General features: G+C 49.6%; 15 protein-coding genes. 4 read left to right on the forward strand and 11 right to left on the reverse strand.

The features are described 5' to 3' along the window. Positions 1-407: 407 nt before the first annotated feature. The 4 genes from MWH02_RS10320 to MWH02_RS10335 all read right to left on the reverse strand — a co-directional run bounded on the left by MWH02_RS10320 (position 408) and on the right by MWH02_RS10335 (position 4,840). On the reverse strand, positions 408-1,568 hold the full coding sequence (locus MWH02_RS10320; protein ID WP_271460545.1) for an IS30 family transposase: 1,161 nt from the start codon (positions 1,566-1,568) through the stop codon (positions 408-410). A gap of 133 nt (positions 1,569-1,701) precedes the next feature. Next, positions 1,702-2,085 carry a Rid family hydrolase gene (locus MWH02_RS10325; protein WP_271460628.1) on the reverse strand — a complete coding sequence of 128 codons (384 nt, stop codon included), beginning with the start codon at positions 2,083-2,085 and terminating at the stop codon, positions 1,702-1,704. Positions 2,086-2,518: 433 nt separating this feature from the next. Beyond that, positions 2,519-3,976, reverse strand: coding sequence for an MFS transporter (locus tag MWH02_RS10330; RefSeq protein ID WP_110868390.1), 1,458 nt, complete (start codon positions 3,974-3,976; stop codon positions 2,519-2,521). Between the two features lie 117 nt (positions 3,977-4,093). Continuing rightward, complete coding sequence (locus tag MWH02_RS10335; RefSeq protein WP_271460546.1) at positions 4,094-4,840, reverse strand: SDR family NAD(P)-dependent oxidoreductase; 747 nt, start codon at positions 4,838-4,840, stop codon at positions 4,094-4,096. A gap of 128 nt (positions 4,841-4,968) precedes the next feature. Between MWH02_RS10335 and MWH02_RS10340 the strand changes: the two genes are divergently transcribed. Beyond that, the gene (locus tag MWH02_RS10340; RefSeq protein ID WP_271460547.1) at positions 4,969-5,829 is read left to right on the forward strand and encodes a LysR family transcriptional regulator; all 861 of its coding nucleotides are present in this window, start codon (positions 4,969-4,971) and stop codon (positions 5,827-5,829) included. A 222-nt stretch (positions 5,830-6,051) separates the two neighbouring features. Here the strand turns inward: MWH02_RS10340 and MWH02_RS10345 are convergent, their stop codons facing one another. The 6 genes from MWH02_RS10345 to MWH02_RS10370 all read right to left on the reverse strand — a co-directional run bounded on the left by MWH02_RS10345 (position 6,052) and on the right by MWH02_RS10370 (position 13,676). Beyond that, positions 6,052-6,630, reverse strand: a complete 579-nt coding sequence (locus tag MWH02_RS10345) for a DUF308 domain-containing protein (RefSeq protein WP_271460548.1) — start codon at positions 6,628-6,630, stop codon at positions 6,052-6,054. A 1,200-nt stretch (positions 6,631-7,830) separates the two neighbouring features. Continuing rightward, on the reverse strand, positions 7,831-8,421 hold the full coding sequence (locus tag MWH02_RS10350) for a TetR/AcrR family transcriptional regulator (protein ID WP_101761074.1): 591 nt from the start codon (positions 8,419-8,421) through the stop codon (positions 7,831-7,833). A gap of 54 nt (positions 8,422-8,475) precedes the next feature. Then, the gene (locus tag MWH02_RS10355) at positions 8,476-9,057 is read right to left on the reverse strand and encodes a cytochrome b (protein ID WP_110868387.1); all 582 of its coding nucleotides are present in this window, start codon (positions 9,055-9,057) and stop codon (positions 8,476-8,478) included. Next, complete coding sequence (locus MWH02_RS10360; RefSeq protein WP_110868386.1) at positions 9,057-10,100, reverse strand: catalase family peroxidase; 1,044 nt, start codon at positions 10,098-10,100, stop codon at positions 9,057-9,059. Before MWH02_RS10360 ends, MWH02_RS10355 begins: the two co-directional genes overlap by 1 nt. Positions 10,101-10,452: 352 nt before the next feature. Further along, entirely contained in the window at positions 10,453-12,762 is a 2,310-nt protein-coding gene (locus MWH02_RS10365; RefSeq protein WP_271460549.1) for an FdhF/YdeP family oxidoreductase, read from the reverse strand. 644 nt (positions 12,763-13,406) lie between these two features. Continuing rightward, a complete protein-coding gene (locus tag MWH02_RS10370; protein WP_369415263.1) occupies positions 13,407-13,676 on the reverse strand; it encodes a DUF3606 domain-containing protein in 270 nt (89 codons plus the stop codon). Between the two features lie 284 nt (positions 13,677-13,960). On the opposite strand from MWH02_RS10370, the gene MWH02_RS10375 reads away from it, so the two are divergent. Continuing rightward, positions 13,961-14,200: a transcriptional regulator gene (locus tag MWH02_RS10375; RefSeq protein WP_137387215.1), complete on the forward strand. Its 240-nt coding sequence runs from the start codon at positions 13,961-13,963 to the stop codon at positions 14,198-14,200. A 126-nt stretch (positions 14,201-14,326) separates the two neighbouring features. On the opposite strand, the gene MWH02_RS10380 is transcribed toward MWH02_RS10375, so the two are convergent. Then, a complete protein-coding gene (locus tag MWH02_RS10380; protein ID WP_271460551.1) occupies positions 14,327-15,205 on the reverse strand; it encodes a LysR family transcriptional regulator in 879 nt (292 codons plus the stop codon). A gap of 104 nt (positions 15,206-15,309) precedes the next feature. On the opposite strand from MWH02_RS10380, the gene budA reads away from it, so the two are divergent. Together budA and alsS are read left to right on the forward strand one after the other, a co-directional pair. Then, positions 15,310-16,092 carry an acetolactate decarboxylase gene (gene budA, locus MWH02_RS10385; RefSeq protein WP_271460552.1) on the forward strand — a complete coding sequence of 261 codons (783 nt, stop codon included), beginning with the start codon at positions 15,310-15,312 and terminating at the stop codon, positions 16,090-16,092. A gap of 14 nt (positions 16,093-16,106) precedes the next feature. Further along, the gene (gene alsS / locus MWH02_RS10390) at positions 16,107-17,786 is read left to right on the forward strand and encodes an acetolactate synthase AlsS (RefSeq protein WP_192413392.1); all 1,680 of its coding nucleotides are present in this window, start codon (positions 16,107-16,109) and stop codon (positions 17,784-17,786) included.

A 17,786-nucleotide genomic window follows, 5' to 3' on the forward strand; every position in this document is an offset into this window, starting at 1 on the left:
AAAAAAGTGCCTGATAATGATAACATCAAGTTTTCCATCGCAGAGCTGCCAGAGCCTGTTATGAGGCATCTTAGGGCCGCAAAAGCTGATCTCTATTTATCGGCTGATGAGTTCAGGATCTTTAGTGACCCGCATTAAACATCGCCGACCTCGACACGGCGTTTCGCTTCGTGCTTTTTATCGAGCAGGTATTATCCAGCGACATCTGATGCTCATGCCATACGCGTGGGCGCGACTGAAAATGCCTGGGCAATATTCACCGCTCCGTCTTCAGTCGGGCAATTATAGGTGAGTATTGAGTAATCACACTTTGCTTTCTTCTCATCGCTCTCAGAGCTGTAAACACATGACCTGCTTCGCGGTTAAAGTGGATCGTACAGTGCGCATGTCGGCTTTGTGCTGTGAGTTCAACTGATAGATGCAACACATTGGTTAAAACGCTCTGCGGGTGATTCATAGTCTAGCGTTTTTCTTGGCCTCTCGTTGAGCTGCCTGGCAACACTGTCTAGTCTTTGCTGGCTGTGAACCGATAAGTCAGTTCCTTTTGGAAAATACTGCCTGAGCAATCTGTTTGTATTTTCATTGGAGCCGCGTTGCCAGGGAGATTGAGGATCGCAGAAGTAAACCTGGATATCTGTGGCTACAGTAAACCGGGTGTGGCTGGTCATTTCAGCGCCCCGGTCCCATGTTAATGTTTTATAAAGCTCAGCAGGTAATTCCCGGGCTTGTTTGATGAGTGCAGATATAACCGTTATGGTCTTGTTGTCCCTGATCTTGGCCAGCATAACAAAACGGGAATGACGTTCTACGAGGGTGACGATATAGGAGTTTTTAGAGCCCTGGATCAGGTCACCTTCCCAGTGACCGGGTATGGCTCTGTCAGCGGCTTCAGGCGGTCTTTCGCTGATAGAGATCGTATCCCGGATTGACCCTAATCCTTTCCCTTTAAGCGATGATGTTCTGGATCTACGCACGACTCTTCCGCTTCTGAGGCATTGCTGCAGTTCTTTTTTTAATGCACCCCGGGTTTGTATAAAAAGCGTTTTATATATCGTTTCGTGTGACACATGCATTTCCTGATTATCCGGATAACAGCGTTTCAGCCAACCGGTGATTTGTTCCGGCGACCAGTCCTGATGCATCTTCTCTGCGATGATTTTACACAGTGTTGGTCTTTCAATTAGCTTGCAAGGTTTTGGTCTCAGAGCATTTTCCCACGCAGCAGTATCCGCTTTTGATGCACGGTATTGTTTTGCACCACCGTGCCTCTTGATCTCCCGGCTAATCGTTGGGGGGGCTCTCGAGAGTTTGTTTGCGATCGCCCTGATGCTGATTTTTGCTACCAGCGCTCTGGATATTTCCTCTCTTTCATAAAGTGAAAGCGCTAACGGATGACGCTTTCGGACAGGGGGGCGGTATCCAGCAGTCTGGTGGATAGTGGGCATAATAGAAGAATGATATCTGTCGAACATTCTGGCGATATCATGCAAGGAATCACCTTGCTTATATCTGTCCCAGATAATCGCTTTCTGTTCCGGCGTGTAGTTAATACGCGTTCTTCGTTTCATGGCAACGTCCCCCTTCGATTAAGGATAGCGTTGCATCGACCCATTGAACTCACAGCTCATAGCGGACCTGACATACCGGTCCGCTTGATGCCAGAAACCGACACAACTATTATTTTAGTGCCCACGCCTAAAACTATCTTTTGGCTACAATCCGCATTTCCACAAGGGCACTCTCAGGAATGAACTCTGACACGCCTATAGCTGACCAAGCTGGATATGGCGCCTTTACATACTCATCTTTTACTCTGGAAAAAACGTCGATATGTTTTTTGAGGTCAATGTGAAAAGTGGTCATCTCAAGTATGTGTTCATAGTTTAAACCAGCGGCATTTAAATAAACGCCAAGCTTATAAAAGGCATCATGAAATTGTTCTTCAGGATGCTTACTTATAGGTTTATCTCTTCGTGCTGCGGTAACACCGGAAAGATATACTGTGCCATCTGCTTCGATAACGGGGGAAAAGTGCCAATCATCGAAATAGTGTTGAAATTCTTCAGGGACGATAGATTTTTTCATAATTTCATCACCAGTTGATGAGTTAATAAATGTCAGCATTTACAACATTAAATGCTCTCAGCGCTCAGGATGTTCAACCTATCCACCCATTGCTCATTGCTCATTGCTCATTGCTCATTGCTCATTGCTCATTGCTCAATGCTCATTGCTCATTGCTCATTGCTCATTGAGCATAGAAGATATTGCCATGCGCGCATGTCCTTATCGTGCCAGTAGTGGACGACTATGATGTCACGATTTATTCATTAATACCGAATAAACCTCTGATACGATAAAACAAATAATCTGCCTGAAGTACGTGCAAAACAAAGAATTATCGTTGTGCATACTTCCTGCAGAAACTGCGCAGCCTGTCAGGAAACTAAAAATAAAAAAAAGTTCTCAGCTTGCTGCCTAATTATATGGCGCTTACCGTCAGCTGAGAACTGTCGCGTTACCTTTGAGATAAGCCATCCGGAGTCATGGAGCGATCAAAGGAGCGCCGAATTAGCCTGATACTTAACCCTGTCCCTACAGCCAGGCAGATAGCCATCGTCAGAAGCGCGACGATAAAAGCATGGGTAATGATTGCGACGCTGTTACCGTTCCCCAGCATGCTGTAAAAAATGCCGCCGATAACCGCGACACTTAGCGCAGTGCTAATTTGTAATGTCGAGCTGGTTACGCCAGCAATCATACCTGAAAACTGTGGCGCGACCCGGCCTGTCACCATCCGCACCAGAGTTGGCATTGCCAGCCCCTGCCCCAGCCCAGTCAGGAAAAGTAGCATGGCGAGCGGCAGCATCGCGGGAGAGTGACCGGGCATCGTCGTAGCGATCAATCCTGCCATACCTGCCAAACCTGCGGTTTCACATCCCATTCCGATGGCGCTAAGGTAATTTCCGGCATACTGCCTCAGATACGGTGTCAGTAACGGACCAATGAGAAATCCGACACCAAAGGGTAGAAAAAGCGTGCCTGCAACCAAGGCATTTAAATGTAAGGCACTCTGCAGATAGACAGAAAACAGAAGAAAGAACGCGCCGATTGAATAAAACAATAAAACAATCATAAGTCCCTGGCCTAGCCCTGGCGCACGTAACACGCTCGGGTTGAGCAGTGGCGATCCCCCTTTGCGACTGAGGTTGTGCTCATATCGCCATAACAGTGAGGCCAGCAGCGGGAAAGCAGAAAATAACAGCCACGTCCACCAGGGCCACCCCGCCTCACGCCCTTCGATTAGCGGCACAATCAGTGTACTCAGCGTTAATGTGGCCAGCAGTGTGCCAACGGGGTCAAGTCGCTGAGCAGCTCGCGGCCGTTTTTCTTGCAGCAGTGGCAGGCCAAAGAGAATCACCAGCAGCGTCACAGGCAGATTAATGAGAAAAATTGTCCGCCATCCAAGGTGGAAGAGATCGGCTGATATCAGAATGCCGCCCAGAACCTGTCCAATAACGGAGGCCAGACCAAACACGGCTCCATATATACTGAGCGCTAAGGGTCGCTCCGCTTCGGGGAAAATGGACTGCACGGCGGCGAGCGCCTGAGGAGCCATAATGGCGGCCGTGGCGCCCTGTAATATGCGTCCAGCAATCAGTATCCAGGATGACCAGGCAAAACCACACAGCAATGATGCCGCGGTAAAACCAATCAGCCCAAGAAAAAACATTTTTCCCCGACCATAAATATCGCCCAGACGACCTCCGGTGATTAATGTCACGGCATACACAGCGGCGTACGATGAAATGACCAGCTGTTCTGCTGAGGAAGATGTGCTCAATTCATTATGAATAGCAGGCAGTGCCACATTAACGATAAAAAAATCGAGCGGTGGCAAAAATGCACCTACCAATAAAATGACAAACATAGCCCAACGGCGTGGCTCGGCTTGCAGGATGCTATGTGCCGACATAGATCACTCCTTATGGAACGGTACGGTCCCTGTTAGGGATGTGTGGTCATCGCAGAATGCGCAGTTGACCAATCAGTGTAGGTGACGCCGCCTCCGGGAAGCGCAACACCGCTCCGATCAGCGCATGCCGCCGGAAGCCAAAATAATCTCCCCAGTGATCCATCTGGCCTCATCGGAGGCGAGAAATGAGACGATTGGGGCGACGTCCTCCACCTGACCTATACGGCCAAGCGGCGTTTGCTCTTCATTCCAGGTTTGGAAGTCCGAGCCTATAGCGCCTGCGCTATGGCTTCCTTCCGTTTCGATCAGGCCCGGGTTGACCGCATTCACGCGAATTCCCCTGGGACCGAGCTCAAGTGAAAGCACACCGGTAATGGCATCAATCGCCCCCTTAGCACCGCTGTAGATGGCACTTTCAGCAATAAAGACTCGGGTGACGAATGAACTGATATTGATGATGCTGCTGCCGTGACCCAGGTGCGGTGCGGCCGCGGCGCTTACTAACAAGGGTCCAAGCACATTGATATCAAATTGCCTGCGGTACAGCGCTTCAGTGCTCTCTTCAATTTTGGCGAACTGGTAAACACCGGCGTTGTTCACCACGATGTCGAGCCGCCCGAAAAGAGCAATGCTGGTATTAATTAGTGCCTCGACCTCAGTCTGACTGGTGACATCCGCTGCGACTGCCACAGCCTCACCCTTGGTGGCTTTAATATCGACAACAACCTTTTCAGCAGCGTCTCTATCTGAGACGTAATTGACGATAACCCTGGCGCCATCAGCTGCCAGCTGACGGGATATACCTGCTCCGATACCTTTTGAACCTCCGGTAACCAGAGCAACTTTGTCTTTTAATTTATGCATAATCTCAGCTTCCTGTTCGTGTCACCTGAGGCGACGAATTAAAGAAGCCATGGTGATGCCTGCAAAGTTGTTTGAGAACTGACACTTTTGTATATTGGATGTTCATTTTTGAACGGTGGAATCGAAGCATGGATTGGGGGGATGTTCAGGTATTGCTTGCGGTCATGCGTAACGGCTCTTTCGGGAAAGCAGCCCTGAGTCTGGGCGTAAGTCATCCTACAGTAGGACGCCGTATCAAGGCGCTTGAGGATGAAGCGCAGCAGGCGCTGTTTCGCCGGACAACGGAGGGATTGGTGCTGACAGATGCCGGAGACGGGATCATGAAGCTAGCAGAAGCGATGGAAAATTCCGCGCTTGCCATGGAACGTCGTCTGGCAGGCAATCACGATCGCCTTGAAGGAATACTGAGAATATCATCAGCAGAATGGTTCACTAACTATGTGCTGGCCCCCGTGCTGAGTGAATTGACACGTCGTCATCCGGCGATTGTGCCGGAAATTATTGCAGGTTACCGCCTGCTCGATCTGTCGCGTCGTGATGCCGACATCGCGTTTCGCATCGTACCTTTTACCGATCCGAATATTGTTCAGCGCCGTTTGATGCGTGTGCCCTACGCACTTTATGGCACGCCACAGAATGCACAGGCACTGCTCACAGCCCCCTCTTCGGTGGGGCTGATCCTGATGAATACTGGGCAGTCACATTTTCCTGACGTCTCATGGCTTCTTGATCATTTCCCGCAGTCAAAACCTGCCTTTAAAAGCACAAGCCGCGCGGTTCAGGCGCAGATGTGTCTGCGGGGGATGGGCGTAGCCGTGCTGCCACGGCCTTTGGGTGATGCCACCACCGGGCTGCAGCGTATTGAAATGCCTGACATTCCGCCTTCAAGAGACATCTGGGTCGGCTACCATCAGGATCTTCGTCATATGGATCGCCTGCGCGCATTGCTGGATATCGCAGATAGTATGCTGGCTTCACAACAGGAATAGCCTGACGTGGCGGGGCATCCTGGTGAAACCAGCGTGCAAAAGCGCTTCAGGTATGTTTGTGCGTTTCCTCACGAACACTCATCTGAGCAAAGACATGGCTAACTTACGACGAATTGATAATAATCAAAATGTCGACCAGATGGATTCTCCTACATGCCGGGTTATCAAGTTCGCCCTAAGCAGCCCGTTAAATACTGACAGTCACACCATTTTTCTGAACACTCAGTAGGCAGCTTTGTCTTTACGCCCATTCTTAATGGTCAGCGTGATGGCTGAAATCAGGAAATAGAGAACACCAAAAGCGGCGTAGGGTGCAACCGTGGTGACATCCAGAGCAGCATTACTACTCGCCTGTTTAAACATAAACACACCCGCCAATGCAGATTGTGCTCCACTCAAGACCATAGCCCATTGTCCATTTGAATTTTTCCAGCGACGGATGGAAGCAGAAAGCTGCAATACACCAGAAAAAATCGCCCATATTCCAAAGACTTTAATGGTTGTATTAATGCTGATAGAAAGAGCCCAGATAATAGCCGCTGCGACCACCAGGCTAACGATAAAGTTAAATTTTTGGGGTGGGTTTAGTGCTAAGCCCCCTGACTGTCTTGCATCAAGATAATTGGCGAATGCGTCCCATGTAGGATACAAAACAAGCAGAATGGCACCAACTATGGGATTGTGTTTGCCAATGAATAGCGCAAGTGCAATCCAGACAATTGAACCTGCAGCACGGATATAATAATAAGCTTGAAGCCATTGATTTTGAATGTAGGTAGATGTAGCGAAATTGGATTTCATTATGATTCTCCGAAATAGGTTGGACTTCACAGAATATTCCAGACGATTGATGGCCGAATTAGAGTCGGCAATTAATCAGTCGTAGGATTAACAAAATGTGTAAAGCTTATAAAAACACGCTTTTTAAGGAAAAACAGAGCGTATAAAAATGTTGCTCGATAAAAAAACGACACTGTGTCAAAAAATTAATCTTAATTTTTTATACAGTCTTGGATTAACGATATAGGTTTAGGTCGCAAGCATTCTGGCGGTAACCTGTTCTGTCTAACCTACGTAGTCTGCGTAAACGCAAGGGCTGCCTTATGTAACCTGACACAGAGCTCCGGACTAAGTCAGGAAAAATCCCGATAAAAAAGTAGGTTAAAGGCGCCATCACAGCAACCGGAATCGTTTGCTGACATTCATATTTGAAATCGGTATTAAGTGAATAACTGCAGGGATCTCTGCGTACTTCAGGATGTTTTTTGTTCATTATCACACACGAATCAGAAAAGGATTCAGGAACATATTCCGCCTTACTGACGTCAGCTATCTCCCTGCAAAAACCGCCAGTTACGCTACGTTGTCTAAGGTGTTCACAATACTGTTTTCCTGAAAAAGAAACTGACCTGAATGGCTGTAATAACATCTTCCTGCTAGCGAGTAGTTGAGCAACCAGCGAGTCGATGTCTGCCAGGTGAGGTGGCATACTGATCGATTGCTTTAATACGGCTGACTCATTCAATCCAGAATTTCCGGAGAGTTTGAGCTGAGTCTGTAAAAAGGGCTGAAAACCTGACGCAGTGGTAACAGAAGATCGGGAATTCATTCTTTCTATGTTTAATGCTGCCAGGTCCGGCATTGAATGCAAAGCGCGGATAGTGTTCATTAATAATTTCTCCATCAAAGTAAAGTCACATTGAAATAGCCTCAATCAAAGTCTTCGCTGGCTATATCACTTCCTCCAAATCATGCTTACATTAGTACGGACAAACACTGCATTACATACCTACTAGAAGATAGGCTGAGTTACTACAATGCCACTTGCAGTTATTCTTTCTATGATCCGGATATTTCATTCAACATCACGAAATCCAGTCAACTAAATCGCTCTAATGTTTAAATATCTAACCGGTACAAAGACTGCCCATCAACTATTTCAGCCCGAGTAGCCGAACACTTGAAGAGTTCGGCTAGTAACGTTTTATTGTCTGAGTTACTTCAGCTGGTTTTCGTTAATCTTTTAATCACTGGCTCGACAATTTGCTGAAATACATCAGCGTTATTAAAGGCACGCGAAGATATAATTGCACCATGCACCGTAGCCATCAGCGATTTGGCCTCTGTAGCTGCACTTTCCCGTAGAATAAAAACGCCATTTTTTTCACCTCTGCTCAGTACATCAGTGAGCCAGTTAGTGAGATCGTTGAAATGCCCACTGACTTCCTTAGCCACTTCTTTAGGTAAAATCGTTAATTCAACAGCCAGCATCACGCAAATGCAGAAAGGAGAATTGTTCTCACGGATGCAGGTCGCCCAGAAATTCACGTAGCTGTTAATTTCACCTAATGCATCACCGGAGAAATGCTGGCTGGTTGCCGCCATTCCTGCTTGTGCCTGCTGTCGATAATCACTCACGACTGCCTGAACCAGATCCGCTTTGCCAGGGAAATGGTGGTGAATACTCGACTTACGAATCTGCACCCGCTCGGCTAAATCAGCATAACTGAAGCTGTTATAACCGCCTGCTGTCAGCAGAATTCTGGTGTGGTGCATAATCTCTTCGGCTTTCTGTGAACGTTCTGTACTCATGCTTGCTCCAGCAGCAACGGTAAAATAACTGCGAATCGATAAACGGCCACGAACCTACTCAGCGTCAGCCGGATTGTCAAGCGCACCGCGCGTCAAGCGTTTGCGTTTATATGCACCCGCCATACTGCTGAATACGCCATCGCGCAGAATCAAAGCGTGGTACAAAGCTGCGGCAAGATGCAACATAACAGTGATGAAAAGCGCCATGGCTACCAGGCTGTGGAGCGGACGTAAAATGGCATAAGCGTTGTTGCTGATCGGAACAATGGGCGGCAGCACAAAATGACCCAGTGTGACGGGATACCCCGCCGCCGACAGCATCGCCCAACCGATCAGGGGCTGAGCCAGCATCATGGCATACAGTGCCCAATGAGACAGATGCGCTAAGAATTTCTGCCAGGCAGGCAGCGTGGCTGGAAGTGCTGGCTTAGCAGTGCTGAATCTCAGCCAAAGCCGCACAATGACCAGCATTAAAATCATCAAACCCAGCGGCTTATGAATCGCAACCAGCAGGCCGTGCAATGATGAAACCGTGGATACCATTGCGACACCAATAAATAACATGGCCATAATAGCCGCAGCCATCACCCAGTGAAGTACGCGCAGTGCCGGGTGAAAAGTGTTGTTATGTTTCATCAGTGGGCTCCGGCCTGTTCATGAGTGCGTGCATTATAGGATTTAGCGTAAGCGGATGAGCGGGCATTAAGAAGCGGGTCATCCGAAGCCGTAATACCCTCAGGTAAAATCAGCGGGTCATAGTTAATGTCGTTACAAACGCCCTGCTGTTGTGCAGTTGTCTTATTAATTGTCAGCGTTCCGGCATTGATCACCTGACGATCGGCAGGCCATCCAATCGATGCGTCATTGCCTTTATCACCAGAGCCCGCCACTGTAACCATCAGATCCCATTTCTGCGGCCCGTTCGCTAGCCGCTGCTGTAAATCACGCTGCAAGAAATTGGCGTCGTTTTTCTCATTTTCATCCATCGCCTGATAATCAGCGTGCGGCACCATACTCCAGCGCACCAGGTGGGAATGGCCCTCTTTATCAATGAAATTAAAGGCATTCAGACTGTTAAATTGATCGCGGACCCAGCTGGAAGAGGGAACATATTGCTTTGCCCAGGCAAAGAAAGGTTTGATCTCTGGATGCTGACGTACAAAAGCCTGCATTCTGGCTGGATCAGGTTTACCGGTTTTTGTATCCGGTAGCGTGGCGGTTTGCAGGTCATAGAAGCCCTGCACGCTTTGTACCGGAAAAAAAGGCATTGCATTCATGCCTGTGCGCCACTGTTCACCATTTTTCTGATAGAAAGCCAGCGCCATACTGCGTATCGGTACTGCATAATCAGGCGCATTCGGATTTCCGCCTGCGATAGCTAAACGGCCCACCACGGGCGTAACGCCTGAGGCAAACAGTGCCGCACGTGACAAGGCGCTGGCGTTACCGTTGGCAGAAAAATCCCCCAGGATACAGACGCCCTTTGCATGATTACGGCGATAACCCGGGTGATTGCCATTAGATTTTTCTAAGGCAGTAATCAGCTTATCCGATGTCAGCCTGCCAGTATCCAGCCACCCGCCCGCCCACACGAACAAGGCGATCACCAGTAATGGGATCACAATTATTATCGCCAAGCGCACTATTTTATGACCGACAGAAAGAAAAGGTTTATTCATGAAAACACTCAACATTGCAGAATTTAGTTCACTGTTCATCCGGGCGTAATCATTAAGATTTTGCTTTTAATAACTGGATGACATTCAGAAGTCATGTAAGACGCTCTATAAATCTACTAGTAGGTAGGCTGCGCTGTCAAACAATTATTCCTCCTTTCATAAGTCGCTGTCACCTCCATGTCATACCGGCTTGTTCACATTCTGGAGTGGCCCCGTTCCCGCAAACAATTGCTGTCCTTACAATGAGGGCTCTGCTCCTCACTCATAGCAGACCTCAAGACATTGCAAACTGGAGCCTCTTTTGCCACGGTTGTGGCAATCAGAAGGCAGGCAAGCCTGCCTTATTTTCACTTTAATGGGATTCAACAGCCTGCGGAGTGACAACGTCGCGTGACCGCAGCGTGATACGTACCGGCGCAGATTTATACGATGGCGTACCGCTCTCCTTGTCGATGTAATCCAGCGGGATCAGGACGTTAGCCTCCGGATAATAGGCTCCAATCGATCCTTGTGAAATGGCATAGCGAATCACCGTCATGGATTCCAGACGCATACGGTATCCCGGCACTGCTGACTCCAGATCCACAACATCCCCGTGCTCAAGCCCCAGACGTTCCAGATCAAAGTCACACATAAACAGGACGTCACGGCGGCCAAATACTCCGCGGTAGCGATCATCCATGGCGTAAATCGTCGTGTTGTATTGATCGTGACTGCGAAGCGTAATCAGGCGTAGCACGTCGTCGCCCGGCACCGTCAAGTCTTCATGCGTGCCTTGATAAAGCGAAAACATCGCTTTACCGCTCGGGGTCGGCCAGATGCGATCCCGCGGCGGCAGTGGCATCTGAAAACCACCGGGTTGGCGAATGCGGGCATTGTAATCATCGAATCCGGGTATGGTTTTTTCGATCAGGTCGCGGATGAGATCGTAATCGGCTATCAACTCATTCCAGTTAACCCGCGTTCTCGGCAGAGCCGCGCTGGCCATCCCGGCAACAATGGCCGGTTCAGAACGCAGCAGCGGCGACGCTGGCTTCAACTTTCCGGAAGAGGCGTGCACCATCGACATGGAATCTTCGACAGTGATCGACTGGCGATTGCCAGACTGCTCATCCAGTTCGGTACGGCCGAGGCACGGCAACAGCAGTGTCTCTTTCCCGGTCAGAAGATGAGTACGGTTCAACTTGGTCGCGATGTGAACACTGAGTTCAAGTTCACGCATCGCCGGAAAGGTCACGTCTGAATCGGGCAGCGCCACGGCAAAATTTCCTCCGAGGCAAATGAGCGCCTTCGACTGCTTATCGACTATCGCTTTCATCGCCTGCACCGCATCATGACCATGATGCGACGGTGGTGTAAATCCAAACACGTTTTCCAGCTTATTGAGAAAATCGGACGACGGTTTCTCAGTTATCCCCACGGTACGGTTACCCTGAACGTTGGAGTGGCCTCGTAACGGACAAACGCCTGCGCCGGGTTTACCTATATTGCCTCGCATTAGCAGCAGATTGACCAACAGGCGCACATTATCCGTACCGCGGTTGTGCTGTGTAATGCCCATACCATACGTCAGGATAGTGGCATTCGATTTGACGTAAGCTTCAGCGACGCGCCTGAGATCTGCCTGCTTCAGGCCAGAGTCTTGCTCGATTAATGCCCAGGATGTGGCTTCGATGTCCGCCGCGAAGCGCTCAAACCCTTCTGTGTGCTCGCGGATAAAGGCATGATCCAGTGCCGTACCGGTTTCAGCCTCAATCGCCAGCACCGCTTTGGCGATACCTTTAAGCGCAGCCGAATCGCCACCGGCACGGACCAAATAATACGTTGACGCGATATCGGTTGAGCTGTTGGTTGCCATCTCCATGACATTCTGCGGGTCGGCAAAACGCTCAAGCGCGCGTTCGCGCAGCGGATTAAACACGATAATCGGTACGTTACGGCGCGCCAGCTCGTGCAGCGTTCCCATCATGCGCGGATGATTGGTTCCTGGATTATGACCCATTGAGAGAATAAGCTCTGCGCTATCGAAATCGTCCAGTGATACGGTGCCCTTACCAATCCCAATCGACTGAGGCAAACCTACGCTGGTTGCCTCGTGGCACATATTTGAACAATCAGGAAAATTGTTAGTGCCATACTCCCGGGCAAAAAGCTGGAACAAATAGGCCGCCTCGTTTGATGCGCGACCGGAGGTATAGAACTCAACCTCATCTGGCGGCAGTGCAGCTAACTTATTGGCAATACGCGTAAAAGCCTCTTCCCAGCTCACTTCGATGAAGGTGTCGGTTGCTGCATCATAGCGCAGCGGCGTGGTTAACCTGCCGTATCCCTCCAGCTCATAATCGGAACGCTGTAGCAGCGACGTAATAGTGTTTTCGGCAAGAAATGCCGGCGTAACGCGCTTGGTGGTCGCTTCCCATGTGACCGCCTTAGCGCCATTTTCACAGAACTGGAAGGTTGAACCATGATCCTTATCCGGCCAGGCACATCCGGGGCAATCAAACCCATCGGGCTGATTAGTGCGCATCAGCGTAGGCGGCGCTTTTAAGGTATCCATTTGGTTTTTAACGGCTATTGCGGTTGCCTTAAGTGCTCCCCAGCCGCCTGCCGGGCCATCATAGGGGTGTACGCCTGGTACTGTGCGATGATTTTTTTTGCTCATACAAATTCGGCTCACGTGAATGTAATTTATGATGCTGCAGCCCCTGCGGAGGTTGCTTAACGTAACAGCGATATGTGCAGGTGTTACCTGAGCCTGAATATCCCTTCATCCACTGATGTTATGGATAGTTTGAAGGTAGCAAAAAAAAACAGATCTCCCACGCTGGTTATCAATTGGTTACTTTTTAAATTCATTCCTCTATGTGGCTAGCAAAGAGTAACGACCGGAATTTCGATCTATCCACTCAGTGGAAGTGTATTGCCGCTTAAGGAAGGCGTACCTGACTGATTATTCTGGAACGTAAAGAGTGTCCCATCGGGAAAGCAGCCATTTGTACTTTCTTTAACGAAATAATTATCTAATGACGATACATTTATTTCATCGTGCAAACGTTTTACTTTTTCCAGCTAACTGTCACAATAAAAAAGCTACATAAATAGCGCGCTATTATAAAGCACGCAATATACATAAATGATAAAAATTCTTATTTATAGTGACAACACCGGGGAAAACCTTATGCACACACGCTTTTGTTGGGCAGGTTTACGACGCGCCGCAAGTTATCGCGGGCATGTATAAGCAGCACTTCGCTACCACAAGGTCCGTTCGCCACCCTCACGGGGGTGGTTTACGGTTGACCGGCACTAACGTTTTGGGCGAGAAGTGGGGGTTGTCTCAAGCCACGCGCGCACGCTCTCCAGATCTGGCCCGACTTCGCGCAGGGCCTGACTCAGTCGGTCTTGTGTGGTGCTTAACTTCAGAGTCCAGAACGTGATTTGCCACTGCTCGCGTATCTCTACCTGACTGAGGTCTGCGGGAATACGCCGCTGAATGTATTGACGGTTTTTCATTATTTTTATCCTTTTCTGTTTTATGTAGGAACGCCCGGCATGAGGCTTGCCAGCGCAATACATTCCCTATATTGAACAATCACCCTGGATAAAATAGAGGAATATTCCTGCTGTTGAGGTGGGGATAAAAAAGGAGAGTAATCCTGGCGAGGCCAGCGATTTATTCTGACATGTGTTAACAATATCTATTTCATTAAACTAAAAAATAATTATTTTCATTTCTTCTTAATAAGCCTCTGATAAATGAGAAAATTAAAACACTGCATCCAGGTCAAGTTAACGTGATGTTTAGAGGCGGGTGAGCGATACACCCAAATTCACTCCATCCCGTATTTAAGGAGTTTTCTTTGAGAAATCAACTTTTAGAGCGGCCCGTGGCCGTACAGCATAATATTCGTGATCTCAGGCTTGCCGCTGGCCTTTCACAACAGAGTGCCGCTGAGCGTTTCGATCTTAGCCTGCGTGTTTGGCAGTCGAAAGAGTCTGCGAAGAATCCAGGGCAGCTCAGCCAGGGCGAATATGAATTGTTATTGTTGCTGGCTGGTCAACATCCTTACTTTGCACTGGTGTCGCACCAAAAAAAGTAAGCTGCCTTGTCCGTGTCATTCGATAAAGATCAAGCACTGCGATGGCCTCACGCGTTTTGCACAAAAGAGACTGAGTATTTCATTTCGATGGTCAGGCACTGCATCAATGTCACAGAGTTAGCCGTATCACTGGCTAATCAAACTGAGTAGATGCATCACCGTCCTTGAGGGGTTGTTGCGCCGCCAGGCAAAGGCGATATCGGTAAACAGGGTGTTATTCTCTATTTCGCAAAACGTAACATGCGGGTTGTTCACACAGCACATGGACTCTGGTACCAACGCGATGCCGCAACCTGCTCCGACCATGCCGAGAGACGAGGTGATTTGGGGAGCCTGAATAAATCGTGTTGTGGTGAACCCCGCGCGCAGACAGGTGCTGACGATGAGCTCATACAGGCTGGGTGCGACTTCACGCGGAAACATAATCAATGTTTCGTCCACCAACTGCGCTAATGCAATGGTGCCAGAGGAGCTACATGCATGGCCCGCAGGTAACGCAATCATCATTCTTTCGGTAGCGATGACTTTCAAATTGAACGCTTTGCTGCTTTCACACGGCAAACGAATAAACGCCGCATCAAGCAACCCATCCCGCAGATCCTGCATCAGCAAAGCCATATTCTCTTCCCTGGCAATGAGTTCCATTGCCGGATAACGCGTTCTAAAACGCTGAAGAAGGTCAAACACGGGTGCCCCGAAAGCGACAGAACTGGCAAACCCGAGCGACATCTGTCCGCTTATGCCCCGCGCCATACCACGGGCTTTCTCAAGCGCATGGTCGGCCAGCTGCACAATCTCAGTGGCGTCATTTAGGAATGCCCTTCCCGCATCGGTGAGTTCAACGCCGCGCGTCAGGCGTTTCAGTAATGGTGTCCCAATCTCATGTTCCAGTCGCTGTATTTGCTGGCTCAGCGGTGGCTGAGAAATGCCAAGCATTTCTGCAGCACGAGTGAAATGTAGCGTCTCGGCGACAGCAACAAAATAACGCAGATGGCGAAGTTCCATATCAAAAACGTCTCAAAGTTTACAGGTTTCGCTATTGGATTCGGTAAGCCAAAAAGCCCACCATGATATTAACACGGCTTAACTATTGGTTTGCGAGGTGGCAAATGTGTAATTTTGTATCTGCCTGTTCATGTGAGGAACAGCTGAAAGAAACCGTCTTTAAACTCAATGGTGATTCACCAGAAAAGGTTATCTATCAGACCTCACTGATGAGCGCGCTGCTGAGCGGTGTTTATGACGGATCCACCACGGTGTCCGATCTGTTAAAGAAAGGCGATTTTGGCCTGGGTACGTTCAACCAGTTGGATGGAGAACTCATTGCCTTCGACAGCAAGGTCTATCAGTTACGCTCCGATGGCAGCGCCAATCCTGCCCAGCCCGAGCAACAAACGCCGTTTGCTGTGATGACTTTTTTCAAACCTGAAAATCGCTACCGCTTTACCGAAACCGCCACGCGAGAAAAGGTTCATCAGGTTATCGACAGCAAAATCACTTCAGATAACCAATTCTGTGCCATGCGTATCAGTGGTCGCTTTCATGCCGTACGGACTCGAACCGTTCCCTGCCAATGTCGCCCTTATCGCTCGATGCCGGAAGTGCTGGGCGATCAGCCAACCTTCGCATTTAAAGAGACGCAGGGTGAACTGATTGGCTTCCGTACGCCGCAGTACATGCAGGGAATCAACGTGGCGGGTTATCACGAGCACTTTATTACGGATGACCGGCAAGGCGGTGGGCACATCCTCGATTATGTGCTGAAGGAGGGAACGCTAACCTTTGGCTCCATCAACAAGCTTGTCATTGATCTACCCCGGGATACCGAATTTCTTCAGGCAGAGCTCACGCCGCACAATCTTGATGAAGCCATTCGCGCCGTCGAAAGCTAACAATAGGGGGCAATATGAAAACGTTAAAAACCCACACTCACTGGAACAGCGGCGCCGATCTCGTGGTCGCGCAGCTTGAAGCACAAGGCGTAAACCACGTGTTTGGCATCCCCGGAGCCAAAATCGACAAAGTGTTTGATTCATTAGTGGATTCTCCCATTCAACTCATCCCTGTCAGGCATGAGGCAAATGCTGCCTTTATGGCCGCAGCGGTAGGCCGACTTACGGGACATGCCGGTGTTGCACTTGTGACATCCGGACCAGGTTGCTCGAATCTGGTTACCGGCATGGCAACCGCCACCAGCGAAGGCGATCCGGTGGTGGCCATTGGCGGAGCGGTGAAACGGTCGGATAGCGCCAAACAGGTTCACCAGAGCCTGGATACCGTGTCGATGTTTCGTCCGGTAACGAAATATGCTGTTGAGGTCACCGCCCCCTCCGCGCTGACCGAATGTGTCTCTAACGCATTTCGTTATGCAGAAAACGGACGCGGTGGAGGTGCCTTTATCAGCCTGCCGCAGGATATTGTTGATCAGCCGGTTTCCGGCAGCCCTTTGCAAAACAGTGGACACGTTAAGTTGGGCGCGGCCCCCGATGCCCTAATTGAGGCTGTCAGCCAGGAAATCAGCCGGGCAAAAAATCCGGTTATCCTGCTGGGCCTGATGGCCAGCCAACCAGAAAACAGCGCCGCAATCCATGAACTGCTGTCAAAAAGCCAGATCCCCGTTACCAGTACTTACCAGGCTGCAGGCGCAGTCAGACAGGAGCACTTCTCAAGGTTTGCCGGACGGGTTGGATTATTTAACAACCAGGCAGGAGACCGGTTATTACAGCAGGCGGACCTGATCATCACTATCGGTTATAGCCCGGTTGAGTATGAGCCGGCAATGTGGAACAGCGGCAAAGCCATCCTGGTACATATTGATGTGCTACCGGCTGATACGGATAACCGCTACCAGCCCGACGCTGAACTGGTAGGCGACATTGCGCAGACCGTATGCAAGATTGCCGCCCGTATCCTCTCACCATTAACGCTAAGTCACGCTGCGGCCGCTGTACTGGAAGACCGCCAGCAGCAACGGCAATTACTGGCGATGCAAGGTGCCAGCTTAAATCAATTTGCGCTGCATCCCCTGCGCATCGTGCATGCGATGCAAGACATCATTAACTCTGACATCAGCCTTACCGTTGATATGGGAAGCTTTCATATCTGGATAGCGCGCTATCTGTATAGCTTCCGTGCGCGCCAAATCATGATCTCTAATGGTCAACAGACCATGGGTGTCGCCCTACCTTGGGCTATTGGTGCCTGGCTGGTTGATCCTTCACGCAAGGTGGTATCAGTGTCCGGGGACGGCGGATTTTTGCAATCAAGCATGGAACTGGAAACTGCCGTCAGGCTGAAGGCCAATATCCTGCACATCATTTGGGTTGATAACGCCTACAACATGGTCGCCATGCAGGAAGAGAAAAAGTATCAGCGAATTTCAGGCGTCAGTTTCGGTCCGGTGGATTTTAAAGCCTATGCCGAAGCCTTTGGCGCAGCCGGCTTCTCCGTTAACAGTGCGGCAGAACTTGAGCCAACATTGCGCAAAGCAATGGATGTCAGCGGCCCCGCTGTGGTCGCAATTCCGGTCGACTACAGCGATAACCCGCTACTGATGAGTCAGTTACACCTGAGTCAAATTCTCTAA

It is taken from the genome of Pantoea leporis, assembly GCF_028048155.1.
In the GTDB taxonomy this organism is placed as follows: domain Bacteria; phylum Pseudomonadota; class Gammaproteobacteria; order Enterobacterales; family Enterobacteriaceae; genus Pantoea; species Pantoea leporis.

Excerpts from the sequence above, each read along its gene's own strand:
- MWH02_RS10330 (WP_110868390.1), bottom strand. The coding sequence starts at position 3,976 with ATGTCGGCACATAGCATCCTGCAAGCCGAGCCACGCCGTTGGGCTATG.
- MWH02_RS10335 (WP_271460546.1), bottom strand. The coding sequence starts at position 4,840 with ATGCATAAATTAAAAGACAAAGTTGCTCTGGTTACCGGAGGTTCAAAA.
- MWH02_RS10360 (WP_110868386.1), bottom strand. The coding sequence starts at position 10,100 with ATGAATAAACCTTTTCTTTCTGTCGGTCATAAAATAGTGCGCTTGGCG.
- MWH02_RS10380 (WP_271460551.1), bottom strand. The coding sequence starts at position 15,205 with ATGGAACTTCGCCATCTGCGTTATTTTGTTGCTGTCGCCGAGACGCTA.
- MWH02_RS10320 (WP_271460545.1), bottom strand. The coding sequence starts at position 1,568 with ATGAAACGAAGAACGCGTATTAACTACACGCCGGAACAGAAAGCGATT.
- MWH02_RS10345 (WP_271460548.1), bottom strand. The coding sequence starts at position 6,630 with ATGAAATCCAATTTCGCTACATCTACCTACATTCAAAATCAATGGCTT.
- MWH02_RS10370 (WP_369415263.1), bottom strand. The coding sequence starts at position 13,676 with ATGTATTGCGCTGGCAAGCCTCATGCCGGGCGTTCCTACATAAAACAG.
- MWH02_RS10350 (WP_101761074.1), bottom strand. The coding sequence starts at position 8,421 with ATGAGTACAGAACGTTCACAGAAAGCCGAAGAGATTATGCACCACACC.
- MWH02_RS10355 (WP_110868387.1), bottom strand. The coding sequence starts at position 9,057 with ATGAAACATAACAACACTTTTCACCCGGCACTGCGCGTACTTCACTGG.
- budA (WP_271460552.1), top strand. The coding sequence starts at position 15,310 with ATGTGTAATTTTGTATCTGCCTGTTCATGTGAGGAACAGCTGAAAGAA.
- alsS (WP_192413392.1), top strand. The coding sequence starts at position 16,107 with ATGAAAACGTTAAAAACCCACACTCACTGGAACAGCGGCGCCGATCTC.
- MWH02_RS10325 (WP_271460628.1), bottom strand. The coding sequence starts at position 2,085 with ATGAAAAAATCTATCGTCCCTGAAGAATTTCAACACTATTTCGATGAT.
- MWH02_RS10365 (WP_271460549.1), bottom strand. The coding sequence starts at position 12,762 with ATGAGCAAAAAAAATCATCGCACAGTACCAGGCGTACACCCCTATGAT.
- MWH02_RS10340 (WP_271460547.1), top strand. The coding sequence starts at position 4,969 with ATGGATTGGGGGGATGTTCAGGTATTGCTTGCGGTCATGCGTAACGGC.